The 17,893-nt window shown below is 39.8% G+C and carries 12 protein-coding genes and 1 riboswitch; of the genes, 7 read left to right on the top strand and 5 right to left on the bottom strand.

Annotated elements, in window-relative coordinates; genetic code table 11:
- Positions 1-4: 4 nt before the first annotated feature.
- Positions 5-189, top strand: a riboswitch (cobalamin riboswitch).
- Between the two features lie 36 nt (positions 190-225).
- A complete protein-coding gene (locus GQR52_RS04325; RefSeq protein ID WP_165727574.1) occupies positions 226-2,055 on the top strand; it encodes a TonB-dependent receptor in 1,830 nt (609 codons plus the stop codon).
- Positions 2,056-2,145: 90 nt separating this feature from the next.
- Here the strand turns inward: GQR52_RS04325 and msrA are convergent, their stop codons facing one another.
- The 3 genes from msrA to GQR52_RS04310 form a co-directional block, all read right to left on the bottom strand.
- A complete protein-coding gene (msrA, locus tag GQR52_RS04320) occupies positions 2,146-2,682 on the bottom strand; it encodes a peptide-methionine (S)-S-oxide reductase MsrA (protein ID WP_165721049.1) in 537 nt (178 codons plus the stop codon).
- A gap of 85 nt (positions 2,683-2,767) precedes the next feature.
- Positions 2,768-5,866, bottom strand: coding sequence for an efflux RND transporter permease subunit (locus GQR52_RS04315; protein WP_165727573.1), 3,099 nt, complete (start codon positions 5,864-5,866; stop codon positions 2,768-2,770).
- Between the two features lie 3 nt (positions 5,867-5,869).
- Complete coding sequence (locus GQR52_RS04310; RefSeq protein ID WP_165727572.1) at positions 5,870-6,922, bottom strand: efflux RND transporter periplasmic adaptor subunit; 1,053 nt, start codon at positions 6,920-6,922, stop codon at positions 5,870-5,872.
- A 246-nt stretch (positions 6,923-7,168) separates the two neighbouring features.
- On the opposite strand from GQR52_RS04310, the gene GQR52_RS04305 reads away from it, so the two are divergent.
- The 6 genes from GQR52_RS04305 (at position 7,169) to GQR52_RS04280 (ending at position 12,619) form a co-directional block, all read left to right on the top strand.
- Positions 7,169-7,873 carry a DUF2982 domain-containing protein gene (locus GQR52_RS04305; protein ID WP_165727571.1) on the top strand — a complete coding sequence of 235 codons (705 nt, stop codon included), beginning with the start codon at positions 7,169-7,171 and terminating at the stop codon, positions 7,871-7,873.
- 22 nt (positions 7,874-7,895) lie between these two features.
- Positions 7,896-8,228, top strand: a complete 333-nt coding sequence (locus GQR52_RS04300; RefSeq protein ID WP_007581673.1) for a hypothetical protein — start codon at positions 7,896-7,898, stop codon at positions 8,226-8,228.
- 69 nt (positions 8,229-8,297) lie between these two features.
- The gene (locus GQR52_RS04295; RefSeq protein ID WP_165727570.1) at positions 8,298-9,947 is read left to right on the top strand and encodes a DUF1566 domain-containing protein; all 1,650 of its coding nucleotides are present in this window, start codon (positions 8,298-8,300) and stop codon (positions 9,945-9,947) included.
- Positions 9,948-9,956: 9 nt separating this feature from the next.
- Positions 9,957-10,475: a DUF1566 domain-containing protein gene (locus tag GQR52_RS04290; protein WP_007581675.1), complete on the top strand. Its 519-nt coding sequence runs from the start codon at positions 9,957-9,959 to the stop codon at positions 10,473-10,475.
- A gap of 165 nt (positions 10,476-10,640) precedes the next feature.
- On the top strand, positions 10,641-11,558 hold the full coding sequence (locus GQR52_RS04285; protein ID WP_024592309.1) for an AAA family ATPase: 918 nt from the start codon (positions 10,641-10,643) through the stop codon (positions 11,556-11,558).
- Between the two features lie 11 nt (positions 11,559-11,569).
- Positions 11,570-12,619 (top strand): general secretion pathway protein GspB, encoded by a 1,050-nt coding sequence (locus tag GQR52_RS04280; RefSeq protein ID WP_165727569.1) that lies wholly within the window; start codon positions 11,570-11,572, stop codon positions 12,617-12,619.
- Positions 12,620-12,672: 53 nt separating this feature from the next.
- Here the strand turns inward: GQR52_RS04280 and GQR52_RS04275 are convergent, their stop codons facing one another.
- Both GQR52_RS04275 and putA read right to left on the bottom strand, forming a co-directional pair.
- Complete coding sequence (locus GQR52_RS04275) at positions 12,673-13,866, bottom strand: HD-GYP domain-containing protein (RefSeq protein ID WP_007581678.1); 1,194 nt, start codon at positions 13,864-13,866, stop codon at positions 12,673-12,675.
- A gap of 117 nt (positions 13,867-13,983) precedes the next feature.
- Positions 13,984-17,787 (bottom strand): bifunctional proline dehydrogenase/L-glutamate gamma-semialdehyde dehydrogenase PutA, encoded by a 3,804-nt coding sequence (gene putA / locus GQR52_RS04270; RefSeq protein ID WP_024592081.1) that lies wholly within the window; start codon positions 17,785-17,787, stop codon positions 13,984-13,986.
- Between the last annotated feature and the right edge of the window lie 106 nt (positions 17,788-17,893).

Genomic DNA, 17,893 nt, shown 5'->3' with positions numbered 1-17,893 from the left:
CACAATAGCGACATATTTTCAAGGTGCTTGCTAGCCACTTCATGTAATGATTTTTTTAGCAGGATAATCGGGAAGTTGGTGCGTTTTCATGATGACTACAAGCCCAACACTGCCCCCGCAACGGTAAAGTATTGCATATTTTGATGTGCTTACTGAGTCCGGAGACCGGCCTTGATGCAATCTTACTTACTTAAATCTTTGCGGTGGGCAAAGGTAGGGGACATCATGTTAAACAAAACAACTTTAGGCGTTGCTATTTCTGCTGCGCTTTCATTTTCTGTGTCTGGCGCAGAGCAATCAATTGAAAAAATAACCGTTACAGCTAATAAATTTGAGCAATCAATCAATGACGTTTTAGCAAGTGTAAATGTTATTGAGCGTGCAGAAATAGAAGCAAGCAACGTACGCGATTTACCAACCTTATTAAGCACGCGAGTTGGTTTTCAGGTTAATCCAAACGGTGGTTTTGGCCAAAATACAGGTGTGTCACTTCGTGGTACTGGCTCTGGCGATACGCTAATTTTGATTGACGGTGTACGTACAGGCTCAGCAACACTTGGTCAAAAAGCATTAAATAATGTCCCTTTAAATAGTATTGAACGCATTGAAATTATTAAGGGTTCTCGCGCGGCTGTTTACGGCTCTGATGCACTTGCTGGCGTAATTAACATTATAACGCGTGAATCAGATAACTTATCTGTGAGTGCTACGTTTGGTTCTGATTCTTACCAAAATTATCAAGTGGCAGGCTCTGTAAAATCAGGCGATATAACAACAGCATTTAATGCAGGCTTTGAAAAAACAGATAACTTTGATGCACTGCAAGGCGTAGCACCAGATGAAGATGGCTATGAAAATAAAAACCTTGGTTTTAAAGTAAATTATACTGATGCACACTACGGCGACTTTAAGTTATTAGGTCAATACAGTGAAGGCTATGCAGATTACGACAGTCGCTTTAGTCCAGCCACAAGTACTATGGAAACAGGTGATTTTAAAAACTATCAGCTTTCTGCAGGTTGGAGTAAAAACTACACTAACCAATCGCACAGTATTGATATTGCTATTTCAACAGATGATTCTCACGATACCTCAGCATTTGGTGTAAATGATTTTATAACGAAACGTGTGCAATTTGATTATAACGGTCAATATATATTATCTGAAGAGCTTAATATTAGCGGTGGTGTTAACTGGTACAACGATGATGTATCGCACAGTTCAACGCAGTATGATATGCAAGAGCGTGATGTATTAGCAGTATTTGTTGGGGCTTATTACAATGCTGAAAAAGTGTTAGCTAATTTAACAATTCGCCAAGACGATGATGAACAATTTGGCGACGAAACAACGTATACAGCCGCTGCGGGTTATCATTTATCTGAAGACGCCACGTTCCGCATAAGCCAAAGCACTGGTTTTAAAGCACCTACATTTAACGATTTATACTTTCCGGCTTTTCCTGGTTTTCCACCTTCATCTAATCCTGATTTAGAGCCTGAGAAATCATTAAATCAAGAGATTGGGTTAAATGTAGATTTTGATATAGCAAGTATTGACGTTGCTATTTTTAGAAATGATATTGAAGATAAGATATCTTTAGATTCTAACTTCTTTCCTATCAACTTAAATGAAGCACGCTACGAAGGGGTTGAATTTAGCTTATCTCAGCAGTTTTTTGGTTTTGATAGCAACCTTAACTTTGCTTACTTAAGCGCTGAAGACGAAGAAACGGGCGCAGAGTTACGTAATGTTGCTAAACGTACTTTTAACTGGGAACTTGCAAAACAGTTTGGTGCTTTTGATGCAAGCTTAGACATGCAATATCGTAGTGACCGACAAGGTGCTGTGACGCGTTTAGGATCATACACGCTTTGGAACTTAGCGGGTAATTATCAAGTAAATGAGCATATTGAAGTTTCGCTTCGTGTAGAAAACTTATTTGATAAAGAGTATAACGCTGTTGATTCAAATACTGATTTTACAACGGGTCAAGTGTATTACTACAACACGCCAGAGCGTCGCTTTTTTGCAGGCGCAAGCTACCAGTTTTAACGGTATTTATTAATATTAAAAAGCCCGACTTACGTCGGGCTTTTTAATGTGTAGCTAAGTTTAACTAATCAATTTAACTGCTCAAATTAGCTAGTCAGCTAAGAATTCTTTAAACACAGTTTCAAACTTATGTAATTTAGGTGCTATTAAAATACTACAGTAACCCTGCTGTGGGTTTTCGTTATAGTAATCTTGATGATAATGCTCTGCTGGATAATACGTAGTGGCAGGGCTGACTTCTGTCACAATTGGTTCACTCACATGGCTTTGCAGTTGAGCTATCATTTCATTGGTTTGCTTTAGTTGGGCTTCATCGTGATAGTAAACAACGCTTCTATACTGTGTGCCTATATCGTTACCTTGACGATTCAATTGTGTTGCATCATGCAAAGTGAAAAACATTGCTAAAAGTGTTTCAAAGCTAACTACAGTGGTATCAAATTCAATTTTAACAACCTCAGCGTGCCCGGTTGTGCCAGAGCATACAGAATTATAGGTTGGGGTGTCGGTTTCGCCACCGGTATAGCCAGAACTCACATCTAATACGCCATTTACACGTCTAAATGCTGCATCTATACACCAAAAACAGCCGCCACCAAATGTTGCTACTTGCGTTGTTGAGCTCATAAGTATTCCTAAAATGTATATGGAGTTTAAAGGCGAGCATAAATTGTATGCGCCGCAACAACAAGGTTACGGCGCAATAAAGAGATTAGATCTCTTCGAAAGGCTTTTCAGCAGCTTGTTTATTCAGCTTTTGTTGTAAAAACTCAGGTGACTGTGTATTTTTCGATAGAGCATAATACGCAGCAGGTACAACAAAAAGAGTCAGCAGGGTAGATACAATAACCCCTGTAAACACAACTACACCAATTACCATACGGCTTTCGGCGCCGGGGCCTGAAGCAAAAACCAAGGGAACAGAGCTCATAACGGTTGTAAGTGAGGTCATTATTATTGGGCGAAGGCGCTGGGTAGCTGCCTGTAGTATTGCTTCACTAAACTCAACGCCTTTATCGCGTAATTGGTTAGTAAATTCCACAATCAAAATACCATTTTTAGCACTTAAGCCTATGAGCATGACAATACCTATTTGGCTGTAAATATTTAAGGTCAGTCCTGTAGCCCAAAGCCCAAACATAGCGCCCATTAAACCAAGCGGTACGGTAAGCATAATTACAAATGGGTGCATAAAGCTTTCAAACTGCGCAGCAAGTACTAAAAAGGTAACGGTGAGTGCAAGTATAAATACGTAGGTCATCGCTGATGCGCCTTCGTAATAAAGCTGCGATTCACCTTTGTAATCTACTGCGCCATCTATATCGTTTTCTTGCGCGGCTACTTCGTTTAAAAAGTTAAGCGCTTGCTCAAGTGTATAACCGTCGGCTAAGTTGGCGCTTAATGTAATTGCGCGCATACGGTTGTAGCGGTTTAAGCGCGATGCTGTTGCTTCTTCTTTTAAGCTGATAAGGCTATCAAGTGGAACTAGTTCACCGCTTCGTGATTTAAGGTATATATTTGAAATATCAGTAGGATTGGTAAAATCTTCTTTTGTTCCTTTTAAAATCACATCGTATTCTTCACCGCGGTCAATAAAGGTCGTAACACGGCGCTGGCCAAGCATTGTTTCTAGTGTACGGCCTACATCAGATACCGAAACGCCTAAATCGGCAGCTTTGTTTTTATCTATGCTGACTAAAAACTGCGGGAAGGTTTCTTTATAATCATGATCGATTCTTACTAAACCTGGGTTTTGTTCAGCACGCTTAATTATACGGTCACGCCAATCGGCTAGTTGAGCGTAATCATTACCTTGCAGTACAAACTCAATTGGGCGAGATGAGCCACCACCACCAATACCACGGCGCATAATGGCAAATGCACGAACATCGGTAACTTCTTGCATTTTACCGCTTATTTCATCCATTACTTCCCACGTTGAGCGTTTGCGTTTATCCCAATCGGCCATACCCACAATCGCAACACCGCCGCTGCCACCCCAGCCAGGCACTCGAACAAGTACGCGACTTAGCTCACCGGCTTGCGAGTAAGGCATTAAGCGCTCTTCAATTTTAGCCATATTAGCGGCGTTATTTTCGTAACTTGCGCCCTCAGGGCCGCTCATCATAATAAAGAACGTACCACGATCTTCTTTTGGCGTTAGCTCAGAAGGAACTTGTAAAAACAACGAGTAACTAACAAAGCCAGCTAATAATAAGCTCACCATTAAACCCCATTTACGGGTTATGTTGGTGGAGAGTGAATTACGGTAACTTACTTCAATTTTAGTAAATTGGCGGTCCATCCATTGGCTAAATTTATTTGGTTTGTCTGATACTTTAAGTACTTTAGAGCACAGTGCTGGTGCGAGTGTAAGTGCGGTAACACTTGAGAAAAATACAGCAGCACTTACCGCCATAGCAAACTCGGTAAATAATGCGCCTATACGACCATCCATAAACACCAGTGGTACAAATACAGATATAAGCACAAGAGTGGTTGCTACAATGGCAAAACCTACTTCACGCGCGCCTCTAAATGCAGCGAGTAACGGTGGTTCACCCAATTCAATACGACGGTGAATATTCTCAAGCATTACAATGGCATCATCTACTACTAAACCAATGGCAAGAACTAAGGCAAGTAATGTTAGTAAGTTAATTGAGTAGCCCATTGCTAATAAAAACATAAAGCTACCAACCAGTGCGACCGGTACTGTTACCGCCGGAATCAGCGTTGCTCTTATGCTGCCCAAAAACAAAAATATTACGAGTACGACTAAACCCATAGAGATGGCAAGTGTGCTGTAAACTTCGCTAATTGATTCTTTAATAAATACAGACGAATCGTAGCTATCTTGAATTGTGGTGCCTTCAGGTAAATTACGTTTGATTTTTTCAAGCTCACTACGTGCGTTATCTACTACAGTAAGTGTGTTTGCTTTAGCTTGTTTTACAATACCTAAACCAATCATATTGCGGCCGTTACCACGGAATAAGCTTTCGTCGTCGGCAGCTTCTAGCTGTACATCGGCAACTTCACCTAAACGTACTAAATAGCCTTCATCGCCGCGTTTAATTACTAGGTTTTTAAAATCGCGTTGATCTTTATAACTACGTGCAGTACGTACTGTAAAGTCACGGTCTATAGATTCTATTTCGCCAGCCGGTAACTCAACGTTTTCTGTACGCAGTGTATTTTCAATGTCGCTTGAAGTAATACCGCGTGCAGCCATTGCTTGACGGTTTAGCCAAATTTTCATGGCGTATTGGCGCTCACCACCAATACGTACGTTAGATACACCATCTACTACGGCTAAGCGGTCAACAATAAAACGCTGCGCGTAATCAGAGAGCTGTAACGAGTCCATTGTTTCGCTGTTTAATACAAACCAGGCGATTGGGCTTTCATCACTATTTGATTTAGATACTTCTGGCGGGCGTACCTGATCGGGCAAACTATCAAGTGCACGTGCTACACGTTCGCGTACATCGTTAGATGCAGCATCTATGTCGCGGTTAATATCAAACTCAATGGTAATGTTTGAACGTCCATTACGGCTCGAAGAGTTAATACTTTTGATGCCTTCAATACCTGAAATTCGATTTTCTATTATTTGCGTTATTTTGGTTTCTATAATTTCGGCAGAAGCACCTGTGTATTCAGTGCTGATATTTACAATCGGCGTTTCAATATCCGGGTATTCACGAAGTGGCAGCATAGTAAACGCAACCAGTCCAAAAGTAAGAAGCAGTAAATTAATTACAATGGCAAAAACGGGGCGCTTGACGCTAGTATCTGTAATTTTCACGTATTACCCCTTTACGCTTACTTTACTTCCAGAGCGAATTTTTATTAGCCCCTCAGTAACAATTTGCTCGCCATCAGTTAGGCCCTCGTCGATAGCAACCCAGCCATTATTTCTGCTAGCAACATGCACTTCAATTTTATTAGCTATCCCATCTTGAATTTGAAAAACAAAGTGTTTGTCTTGCAAAGGTATAACCGCTTTTTCTGGCACCATTAAAGCTTGGTTGCTGCTTAGCTCAAGTGCTGTATTTAGTAACATACCAGGGCGAAGTAATCCTGATTTATTGGCAAAACTTGCTGTAACTTCAACACTGCGAGTAACCGAATCAATACGCGAGCTAATATGCGTTACCTTGCCGTTAAATGTTTGTCCTGGGTAGGCATCGTTTTGCGTAAGCACTTTCATGCCCATATTTAATTGTGCTAAATATTTTTCAGGTACTTTAAAGTCAACTTTAATAATACTAATATCATCAAGTGTTGTGATTATTGTTGTATTACTTACGTAAGCACCTATTGATATTTCACGCTTACCTAACAGGCCTGAAAAGGGCGCACTAATAGCCATTTCGTTTAATTTAGTTTTAGCGCTTTCTAGTTGGGCCTCTGTTGCATCAACACGAGATAACTGCTCTTCAAGTAACGACTTTGCCGTTGATTGCGAGCGTGAAAGTTCGGTTAGGCGATCTAACTGGCGTTGTTCTTCACGTAAGTTAATGCCAAGCTCTTTAACGGCAAGCTGTTCTTGTTGGCTCTGTAACTGTACTAACTTTTGTCCTTTACTGACTAAGTCGCCGTCTTTAAAATATATATCTGTGACATAATCGTTTTGCGCACTTTTTATATAGATTGCTTGGTTTGCACGCGCGCTACCGATCGCTTCTATCATCACTGCGTTTTCCTGAGAAGTAACAGTATGAGCTGTTACTTGAGTAGACATTTGTGATAAATCGGCCTGTTCGCCGTGGCTAGCGGGTAGATATAAATAAACGCTAAATATTAGAAGTAACGTAATAATAAATGGAAAAAGTGCTTTACCTGATTGTCTTGAGTACATTGATTTCATACCTGAAAATGAATTGTAAGTATTGTACGAAATAAGACCGGGAAAAGACGGTTATGTGTCTCATAAATTTGTGCGTTAAGCGTAAAAGTAAATAAGATTTATTCATTGTTCCTATTTTGTTGAGAAAAAAGCGGTAATGTATGAAATTTAAAACCACCTGTAACTTATGTATAACAACAAGAAAGGTCATAATTTGGGCTGTTATTATGTTTGTTTTTTATATGGTGTTTTACCAATATGGATAAACCTAACAATGTCATTAAGTTTCGGGCACAAGGTGCGCGAAACGCAATTGAAGTGCTTGTTGCAGGTGCAATTGGTTTAGTTTTTATTATGTTGTTTAATTTACTGAGGCCGGGTGAGATTAGCATACTTGAAATATTTTTAGTGAGCTTGTGTATTGCCGCTATTTTTATTGGATATTTAAAAACTCAAGAGCCATATCATAGCCTTATATTAAATGAGTCTGAGCTCGTTTATTGCCATAAATACGGAGCTTGGTGTATGCCTCATAGTAACTTTCATCACAGTGGTATACCCAAAGTAGAAGATGGCTTTGATTACTTAGAATTAAATGCGGTTGGTATAAAGGTAAACGACATAGATGACTTTTTAACAAGCATAGCGCCTCGAATTGCAGGGAAATTATTAATAGAGCAGCGTAATTTATTTATGCAAGTTGTTCAAAAACATTGCAAAAATGGCAATTGCCCATCAGAATGGCTAATAGAAGATACACATTACACATCCCATAAAGGGATAAGCTATACTGGTCTTATAGCTATGTTTGCTAACAGGACTAAGCACCTTCAACTGTTAACCGGTTACGATTTATTATTACCAGCCAGTGTGTTAGATAGAGATATTTGGGCATTTAGTGCTAACTTAAATAAGTGGAAGCGCGAGCCTAGTCAGTTTATAGCGTCGCAAATTAATAATTAAGCTGCGACTGTAGGAAAGAAAAATGAGTCAAGAGAGAGCCTTTTTAAAAAGTGGTCGAAACACCATAATACATAAAGATAAAAAGCATGATTTAGTGATTGTAAACTCTGAAATTCATCCTAAAATTAAAGTGACTCAACATGGCTTAGAGCCATTTAAAGAAGAGTTACCTAAAAACCGCCGTGATGCAAAAGATCGCTATTTAGAAATAGTCTATGTTGGAAGCCCTGATGTATTTGGCGAAGAAAAACAATTACTATTTATTCAAGCTTTAGATGGGCGTGAATACAAAGTAGATTACAGTAAAATCGGTACGAAGTTGTTTGTACGCATTCATCAAGATACATATATGTAGTACTTTAATGGCATCTTTATTGCTAGTAATTACACTATAGTAATTATTTGACATAATAAGGTGCTGCGTATGAAAGCGTTTGCTTTAATCCCCCTCATTTCTTGCGGTTTGCTGAGTGCGTGTGGAGGAGGTGGCGGTGATAGCGATAATACAGTTGTAGAAATATCTGTTAATGCTGGAACCGATTTACAAATTATCGAAAAAACTGAATTTACCATCACAGCACAAGGTTCTCCCGCTGATGGTACGTTTTCATGGCAACAAGTTAGCGGCCCAAGCTTAGAAGGTTTTCCGCTTGAAGGCGCTGAGCAAACATTGACAGCCCCTGACGTAAAAACTGATAGTGAAATAATCTTAAGAGTGAGCTATCAAAGTACGGGTAGTAGCGCTGTTAGTGACGACATTTCTATTTCAGTGAGCTCTAATAATCAACTCCCTCTTGCTGTTGTTACCCAAACATCTCCTGAAACACTTCCTTCTGTATACAAAGATACAGTGACTTTGAGCGCCCTTGAGTCGAGCGATCCTGATGATAATGGCCAAATTGATAGTTATTTGTGGCAACTGCTATCAGGTCCTGACTTAGATATTGCGAGCTTTAATGAGTCAACTCTTAGCTTCTCTCATCCATTACTAGAAAGTAACGTAAATTTATCTTGGCAGCTAACAGTCACTGATGATGAAGGCGGTGAGGCGAGTACTCAATATTCAATGACGCTTAATAAAACAAATGAACTAGTGGATGCAAATGCAGGCGCTGATCAAAATGTCGAAGAGTTTGAAGAAGTAACGCTTGATGCAACGAATAGCGAAACTGTCACCGATACCTATCAGTGTAAGTGGCAACAACTTACCGGTAATAGCGAAACATTAAGTAATAGCGACCAATGTACAACGACATTTTTTGCCTCTGATGTAGATACTGAATCCACGTTGAGCTTTGAAGTAACGGTAACCGACTCAAAAGGACGCACCGATACAGATTCTTTATTTGTTGATGTATCACCAAAAGCGCTTGGGCTTATAAACGATAGTGGTGTTGGTGAGTGCTATAACAACACCCAACGCATTAACTGTGAAAGCGATGACTTTCCAGCGCAAGATGCTGAACTTGGACGCGATAGCTATGCAAACCGCTTAGATAAGGTTGGTAAAGGTAATTTAGCGTTTGATTACACTAAACTTAATCAGTTTGCTGATGAAGTTGGTGATGATAGTAGTGACTTTACCTGTATACGCGATAATGTTACTGGACTTGTATGGGAAGTAAAAAGTGAATCCTCAGGAGTATTGCCAAATACAAGCTTGCGTGAGGGGCAAAATCATTACTTTTGGGATTTAGGCGACACTACTTTTACCGATACTAGTACAGCCAATTCAACTTGTCCGGATGATACGAGTTGTGGAGTACAAAGTTATATAAACGAAGTGAATAACTTAGATTTTTGTGGTGGTACAAATTGGCGGTTACCTACTTATACAGAGCTTTTAGGTTTAATTGATTATGGTAAACAAGGGCAAAGCATATTAATTGATGAGGTGTTTTTCCCCAATATGCCAAGTGAAAGTGCATTAAGTCACTTACGTTATTGGACTTCACAAACCGCAGCCGATGGTACAAGTTTATCGCAAGCGTACATTATTGATATGAGTGATGGTAACGATCTTGCTTATCCAAAAGAAAATACTGCGTATGTTCGTTTAGTTAGAAGCCGTTAGGAGAAAATAATGAGATTAAAATTACTCTATGCACTAGCAACTATAAGCTTGAGCTTTAATATTGCAGCGGCGCAAACGTGCTACGACGGTGCAGATACCACAACGCCGACAGATAGATTTACCATAAATACAGATGGCACAGTGTCTGATACCGAAACAGGTCTTATGTGGCAACGCTGTAGTTATGGGCAAATTTATAATACAGATACAAAACTTTGCGAAGGCTCTACACCTTCTCTTACTTGGCAAGAGGCACTACGCGGTGCTAAAAATGATACAACCGCAGATTACGATGATTGGCAAATGCCTAACATTAAAGAGTTGGCGAGTATTTTAGAGCACAGTTGCACCGAGCCGAGCATTAATGAAGAGGTGTTTTTTGGTACTAAGCTTCAAAACTATTGGTCAAATACATCGGGTGTGAGCACGATGAGCTCTGCATGGGTTTATCAATTTGATAGTGGGTTGAATAGCTTGCATGCCAAAACTAGTAATGTGTATTTACGGTTAGTTCGCTACGAAGAGTAAATTACATATTAAGATTAGACAGATGAAAGTGCAGCCTTAAAACCGCTGCATTTTTTTGTTTTACATAAATTTACGTTATTTCAATAATAAAGCGCTTACAACGTTGTCACTTAGTGCGTTTTTTTGCCATTATAGGCCGTGATTTAATTACGAAGGAACATCACGGTGTATTTAAGCTATTTTGGCCTGAATGAAAAACCTTTTTCAATTTCGCCCAACCCTCATTACTTATTTTTAAGTGAACGACATAAAGAAGCCTTAGCACACCTTACCTACGGATTAGGTGAAGACGGTGGTTTTGTATTATTAACAGGCGAAGTGGGTACTGGTAAAACTACAATTACCCGCAGTATGTTAGAGCAGTTACCTGAAAACACGCAAGTAGCGATGATCCATAACCCAGCACTATCAGAGCTGGAGTTATTGGCTAGTATTTGTGATGAGCTCAACATTAGTTACGATGCTAATAATGCGACGCTTAAAAGTCTTACCGATATTATAAAAAAGCACTTAGAGACCAATAATAAATCGGGTGGGCACACCATACTTATAATTGATGAAGCGCAGTTACTTGCCCCTAATGTGCTTGAACAATTACGCTTGCTGACAAATATAGAAACCGATCATAAAAAATTATTACAAATAGTATTGGTTGGTCAACCTGAGCTACAAGAGCTTTTAAAGCGCAATGAATTAAGGCAACTCGCCCAGAGAATAACAGCTCGTTACCATTTATTACCACTTACGCAAGGCCAAACAGTTGCTTACATAAAGCATCGGTTACATGTTGCAGGATGTGATAAAGGAATTTTTTCGATGGATGCCATGCAAGCTGTTCATCAATTAACTGGTGGTGTGCCACGATTAATGAACTTGGTATGTGAGCGAGCTTTGGTAGGCACTTTTGCAAAGCAGCAGTTGATAGTTGATAGCGATATAATAAAAAAATCAGCACATGAGTCATTACCCATGGATTTTGTAGCGCCAGTTAATGAGGCCAACAAAGCAACGTCATTTGTACCATATAGCCTTGCATTCGTTGCTTTATTTGCCGTAGGCATTGGGCTTTCATTTATTTTATAGTTAGGTAAGTTATGTCTTATTTATTAGATGCGCTAAAGCAGTCGCAGCAATCAGATATGAGTGCTGAGCAATACGACTTACAATCAGAGCAGTTAAAGCAACAGCAAGCACTAAAGCGTTATAGACGATTAGCGTTAGTATTTGGTACAAGCTTAGCTGCTTTTATTGCTGTAGCTGGTGGGTTTACTACTGGTAAGTGGTTTCAAGGTACTACTTTATTAAACACATCGGAACCCGCTGTAATTAAGGTGGTTGAAAGCGAAAAATCGTCACCTAAAGAACAAGTTAAAGAACAAGTTAAAGAAGTAGATGCCGCAGTTGAAAAGCAGCAAATAGCTAAGTTAGAACCCGCTAAAATAGCTCCAAATAATACTGCAACGATTGAAGGGCAACTTGTACATGTGCAAACACCTAATGGTGTACAGCAAATGTTATTAACGCCTAATGGGCAATATATTCCTATGCCATCGAGTCCGGTCACGAGCGCAATGGGTTATAATCAGCAGAACGTGCAACAAGTAATGCCAGTTCAAAATTATAATCAGCCAGTATTTAATCCACAAAATAATTACAATCCAAATAATACACAGAACGCTTCGGTATTTGGGCAAAGTCAAAATACAGCATCAGCTCAACTAGATATGAGTAAATATAAAGTACTAGGTAAGCCAATTAATGGTAACAACCAATCTCAACAGATGAGCGATCCTGAGCTTGATGAGGTGCCTACAACACTTAAAAATGCGTTTGCGCAAGCTATACAAGACGTCGAAAAAAATCAGGATTATGAAGTTACCCATGCATCAAAAACGTCATCACGTGTTGAGCCTGTAGAATTACTACCAGATGGTTTGCAATCAATGTTGCCTAGTATTAAATATCAAGCGCATATTTATTCATCGAGTGCTGACAAACGTTGGATCAAGCTAAATGGCCGAGAGTTACATGAAGGAGAGAGCATAGGCGCTTTAACTGTAAGAGAGATTACACCTGAGCAAAGTGTACTTGATTTTGATGGTTATGAGTTTAGCTTAAAGGCTTTGCAAGACTGGCCGCAGTAAACGTTTAGCTATTATATTGAGAGCTCGGTAGAATGTTGAGCTCTCAATATTGCTTAGGGTAATATTGAGTTTTTATAAAAGCGTTCTAAATCAATATTATATTCTTTAGGTTTCACCGCTGATTCAAGGGTGTCTAAGGTTTTTTTATTAGATAAATCGATATCTTTTATCTCTGTATAGCGACTATGTTTGGCGCTGTAAAATGTTTTAACGATAGGCTTTAGTGGTGTACTGGGGTTACTCTCGGTCACTAAACCCACTTTTTGACTCGATAATCTAACGAGCGTTCCTACCGGATGAATACCAATACATTGAATAAACTTATTAAGCAGCACGGGATCGAAGCTATCTGGGCATCCGTCTTTTAGTATTTTAAAGGCTTTTATTGGCTCCATGCCTGCTTTGTAAACACGTTCTGCGGTAAGTGCATCATACACATCTACAATTGATGCCATACGTACGTACTGACTTATTTCGTCGCCCTTTTTACCAAACGGGTAGCCTTTACCATCAAGCCTTTCATGATGCATACCTGCAATATCAACCGCGATACCCGTTAAGCCAGACTCTTCTAATATTTCTTTACTGAAAAGCGAGTGCATTTTCATTATTTTAAATTCATCATCGGTAAAGCGGCCCGGCTTATTGAGTATTTCATCAGGGATTTTTATCTTACCAATGTCGTGTAAAAGTGCGCCGGTAGTCAGTTCAACAATAATGTTTTTTTCTATACCTAAATGTTTAGCGAAAATCCCCATTAATATCGATACATTAATAGAGTGCTCAAGTAGGTAAGCATCTTTTTGGCGCATTTGGGTAAGGCAGGCTAGGGCATCTTGGTTTCTAAAAACAGAGTCCATAAAGCCACTTGCCAGCTCTTTGAATGGTGCAATATCTATATCGCGGCCTGCTTTAATATCTTTAAATGCTTTTATTTGCAGTGTTTTAGCTTCGTCATACAGTTTTTTTGCCTTTCCCATTTCTTGTTCGGCACTGTGTGTTTTTTGCCAAGGGTCACGCTTTATTTTTGTTGCAGGTACAGCAATAGGAGCTTTTTCAGGGACTGATTCAATGAGGGTTTTATCAGGGTCGATTTCTACTTCTAAAATACCTGCTTTTATTAGGTTATTAATACCAGCCTGAGTTTTAACCCAGCCTTGATTTTTAATTTTAATACTGCCAGTTTGTCTAGTAACGCTTTGCACAAACATACCAGGCAGTAACTGACCAACAGGAATTATTTTCAAATTTATTACTTCTATTATTAATCTTTCATTAAGCTAACAAATATATACGTTACTACCTAATAAAAAAGGCACTTTTCAGTGCCTTTTTTATTTTTTAGTTAAAAAGCATTAGCTTAATTATTCATCATCTTCAACAAGCGTCATTAGTGATGTGTTACCACCTGATGCTGTTGTATCAATACTGATTGTTTTTTCAGTAATAAGACGTTTGATTAATGTATCGTAATACTCAGAGCTAATTACTGGTAAAATAGCACCTTTACGCTGTGCAAGCTGTTGGCTAAAGTAGCCCAAGCGAGACGAGCGAGCAGCAACTACCGCACCGGCTAAATGAGGGTGCGCCAAAATAGCTTGTAACTGGTTAGGTTTAGCTACTTGGAAAACACCTTCTGCAACACCTGTAGAGATAAATTTATCTTTAAAGGCAACTGCTTCATCATAAAACAGCTCAGACGCTACAGTAATTACCGTATTACCTGCGGCAATAGCAGTGATGATAGACAATGCCCAGAAGTTAAATGATGTGCTCTTATCTGCATAACACACTACACAACCACGTGCTTCTAGATGAAGTGTATTAGACTCACCCGTTGGCCCAGGCAGGGTAGTAAACTTACGCATGTGCTTTTCAAGGCGGTTAAGCTGTGCACGTGCTTCTGATAATGTTAATGCTAAGTCGTCTGCTAAATCGTCGATAATTTCTACCGTCGCGATTTTAGCAAGCAACTGACGTACAGCCGAAACACGGTCGTTTAGTGGTGTTGCACGCCAGATTTTTTCATCGCGCATTGAGTTAGCCATTAGCTTTTTAACTTGTTCATTCGCACCGCTGTAGTGGTGTAAATCAAGTTCGTCAGGCGTTAGGTTAGTCATTTGTACGTTATCTGGTGATGCTTTTTCTTTTACTAAACGTTGTAGGTAGTTAGGGCCACCGGCTTTAGGGCCAGTACCTGATAAACCACGGCCACCAAACGGTTGCACACCAACAATGGCACCAATCATGTTTCGGTTAATGTAAACATTACCCGCACGTGACATTTTAGCAAGGTACTCACAGCGCTCTTCAATACGTGAGTGAACACCCATTGTCAGACCATAGCCCGTGTTATTTATTTGATCCATCACATCATCAAGTTCATTCGATTTAAAGCGAACAATATGAACACATGGGCCAAATACTTCACGTTTAAGTACTGATAAGTCTTTAATTTCGTATAAACGAGGAGCAAAAAAGTATGCGCCATTTTGAGTATTATCAGGAATTTTACATTCGTAATGAAGTATAGAATTACCTTTTAAGTACTCAACGTGTTCATTTAAGTTTTTAAGTGCTTTTTCATCAATTACAGGGCCAACATCAGTTGATAGTAACGATGGATCGCCAATGTGTAACTCAGCTAGAGCGCCTTTAAGCATTTCGATAATGCCATCAGCTACGTCATCTTGAATGAATAAAACACGAAGAGCAGAACAACGTTGGCCAGCACTTTGAAAACCAGAACTGATCACATCGTCAACTACTTGCTCAGGAAGCGCCGTTGAGTCAACAATCATACAGTTTTGGCCACCTGTTTCTGCAATTAACGGTACTTGAATATCGTTACGTGCAGCAAGTGTTTGAGAAATTAATGTGCCTGTTTCAGTAGAACCTGTAAACATAACCGCTTGAATGCGCTCATCAGGAACAATTGTTTTACCTACTTCAGAGCCGCGAGCGATAACCGGTTGAACAACGTGCTCAGGTAAACCAACAGATAGCATTAGTTCAATGGCACGAAGGGCGATTAAACTTGTTTGCTCAGCAGGCTTAGCAATTACAGTGTTACCTGTAACAATCGCAGCAGCAACTTGACCTAAAAATATTGCAAGCGGGAAGTTCCACGGGCTAATACATAAAATAACGCCACGGGCTTCAAAACGCTCATCTTTAGATAACTCTTCAGCGCGCGCTGCGTAGTAACGACAAAAATCAACCGCTTCACGCACTTCATCAATACCATCTTGCGCTACTTTACCTGCTTCTTTAATACAGATAGCGACTAGTTCATCATGATGACGCTCTAAAATGTCAGCAACGCGACGCAGTAAATTAGCGCGCTCTTTTACTGGTGTTTGTGACCATGATTCAAGTGCGGCTTCAGCGTTGGCCAGTAATACTTTCATCTCTTCGCCAGTTTGTAACTTAACGTGGCCGATGATTTCTTTGTGGTTCGCTGGGTTTTTAACAGCCAATGAGCCCTCTGGTACTTGGCTTTGCTCAATTAGGTGCTCGTTAAACCATGTTTCAAGATTCTCTTTGAAAGGGGTAATAACGTTAATATCGGTTAAATCCATGCCTTTAGAGTTAGCACGTTCTTCACCGTATAAATCAATGGGCATTTTGATTTGCGTATTGTACTTGTTACGCAGGCCTTGCAGTGTTTCTACAGGGTCTGGTAGTAATGATTCAACAGGTTTTGTTGTATCTACAATCGCGTTTACAAATGATGAGTTAGCGCCATTTTCTAATAAACGACGAACAAGGTAAGCAAGTAGGTCTTCGTGTTGACCAACAGGGGCATATACACGGCACTGGATTTTTTCCTCGTTTACGATTTGGTCGAATAATGATTCACCCATACCGTGCAAACGTTGAAATTCAAAACCGGTGTTGTCGCCTTTCGCTACTTCTAAAATAGTCGCGGCAGTGTAAGCGTTGTGCGTTGCAAATTGTGGATAAAGTACGTCGCGCGCTTCAAGCATTTTAATTGCACATGCTTTGTAAGAAACATCGGTTGTTGCTTTACGAGTAAATACAGGGAAATGCTCTAAACCATCTTGTTGTGTGGTTTTGATTTCAGTATCCCAGTACGCGCCCTTAACTAAACGTACCATCATTTTACGACCAACACGGCTTGCAAGGTCAGTTAGCCATTCAATTACAAAAATAGCGCGTTTTTGATACGCTTGAACCGCTAAGCCAAATCCTTGCCAATCACCAAGATCTTCATCACTAAATACCGCTTCAATGACATCTAATGAAATATCTAAACGGTCAGCTTCTTCAGCATCAACGGTAAAGCCGATATCGTATTTCTTAGCAGCAAGCGCAAGTTCTTTTAATTTAGGGACTATTTCTTCCATCACACGGTCTTTATGAGTGAACTCATAGCGCGGATGAATAGCAGAAAGCTTAACTGAAATACCAGGGCTCTTAATTGGACCACGACCATTTGCCGCTTTACCAATCGAGTGTATAGCATTCATGTAGCTGTCAAAGTAACGCTTCGCATCTTTCATTGTGCGCGCGCCTTCGCCTAGCATATCGTAAGAATATACATAACCTTTTTGCTCTGTATCGGCAGCACGTTCAATTGCTTCGTCAATGGTACGACCCATAACGAATTGCTTACCCATAATTTTCATAGCAAAATTTACAGACTTACGAATAACTGGCTCACCTAAACGACCAATGGTCTTTTTAAGCATGCCGAACTGTTGTTCTTTCGTTTTGTCTGTGTAGTTAACCATTTTACCGGTAACTAATAACCCCCAAGAAGACGCGTTTACGAATAAAGAATCGCTGCTGCCTAAATGAGAGCTCCAATCACCTTTCGCTAACTTGTCACGAATAAGTACATCTTGAGTTGCTTTGTCTGGTACGCGAAGCAGCGCTTCGGCCAAACACATTAATACAACGCCTTCTTCACTAGAGAGTGAAAATTCATTTAAAAGCGCATCAACACCGCCTTGCCCATCTTGCTCTTTACGAATGTTTAAAACAATCTGGCGGGCTCTTTCCCAGGCACGACTTCGTGCTTTTACGCCTACTTCTGCAAGCGGTAAAATATGATCAATAACCGCATTTTCATCTATGCGGTAGAAGTCACGGATTCTTTGTCTAATAGGACAAATCGTTGTTAAATCGCCGTTGAATAACATAAGCAACCCTCAGGAGTGTTAAGAATTAAAGTAAAATTAATTACCAATAAATTACCAGTGATATTGTGAGTGCATTCTAATTAAATTTCAGCAGAATATGCTGGTT

Source organism: Pseudoalteromonas sp. 31A1 (assembly GCF_011378815.1).
Classification (GTDB): domain Bacteria; phylum Pseudomonadota; class Gammaproteobacteria; order Enterobacterales; family Alteromonadaceae; genus Pseudoalteromonas; species Pseudoalteromonas arctica.
This window is presented reverse-complemented; position numbering and strand designations above follow the sequence as displayed.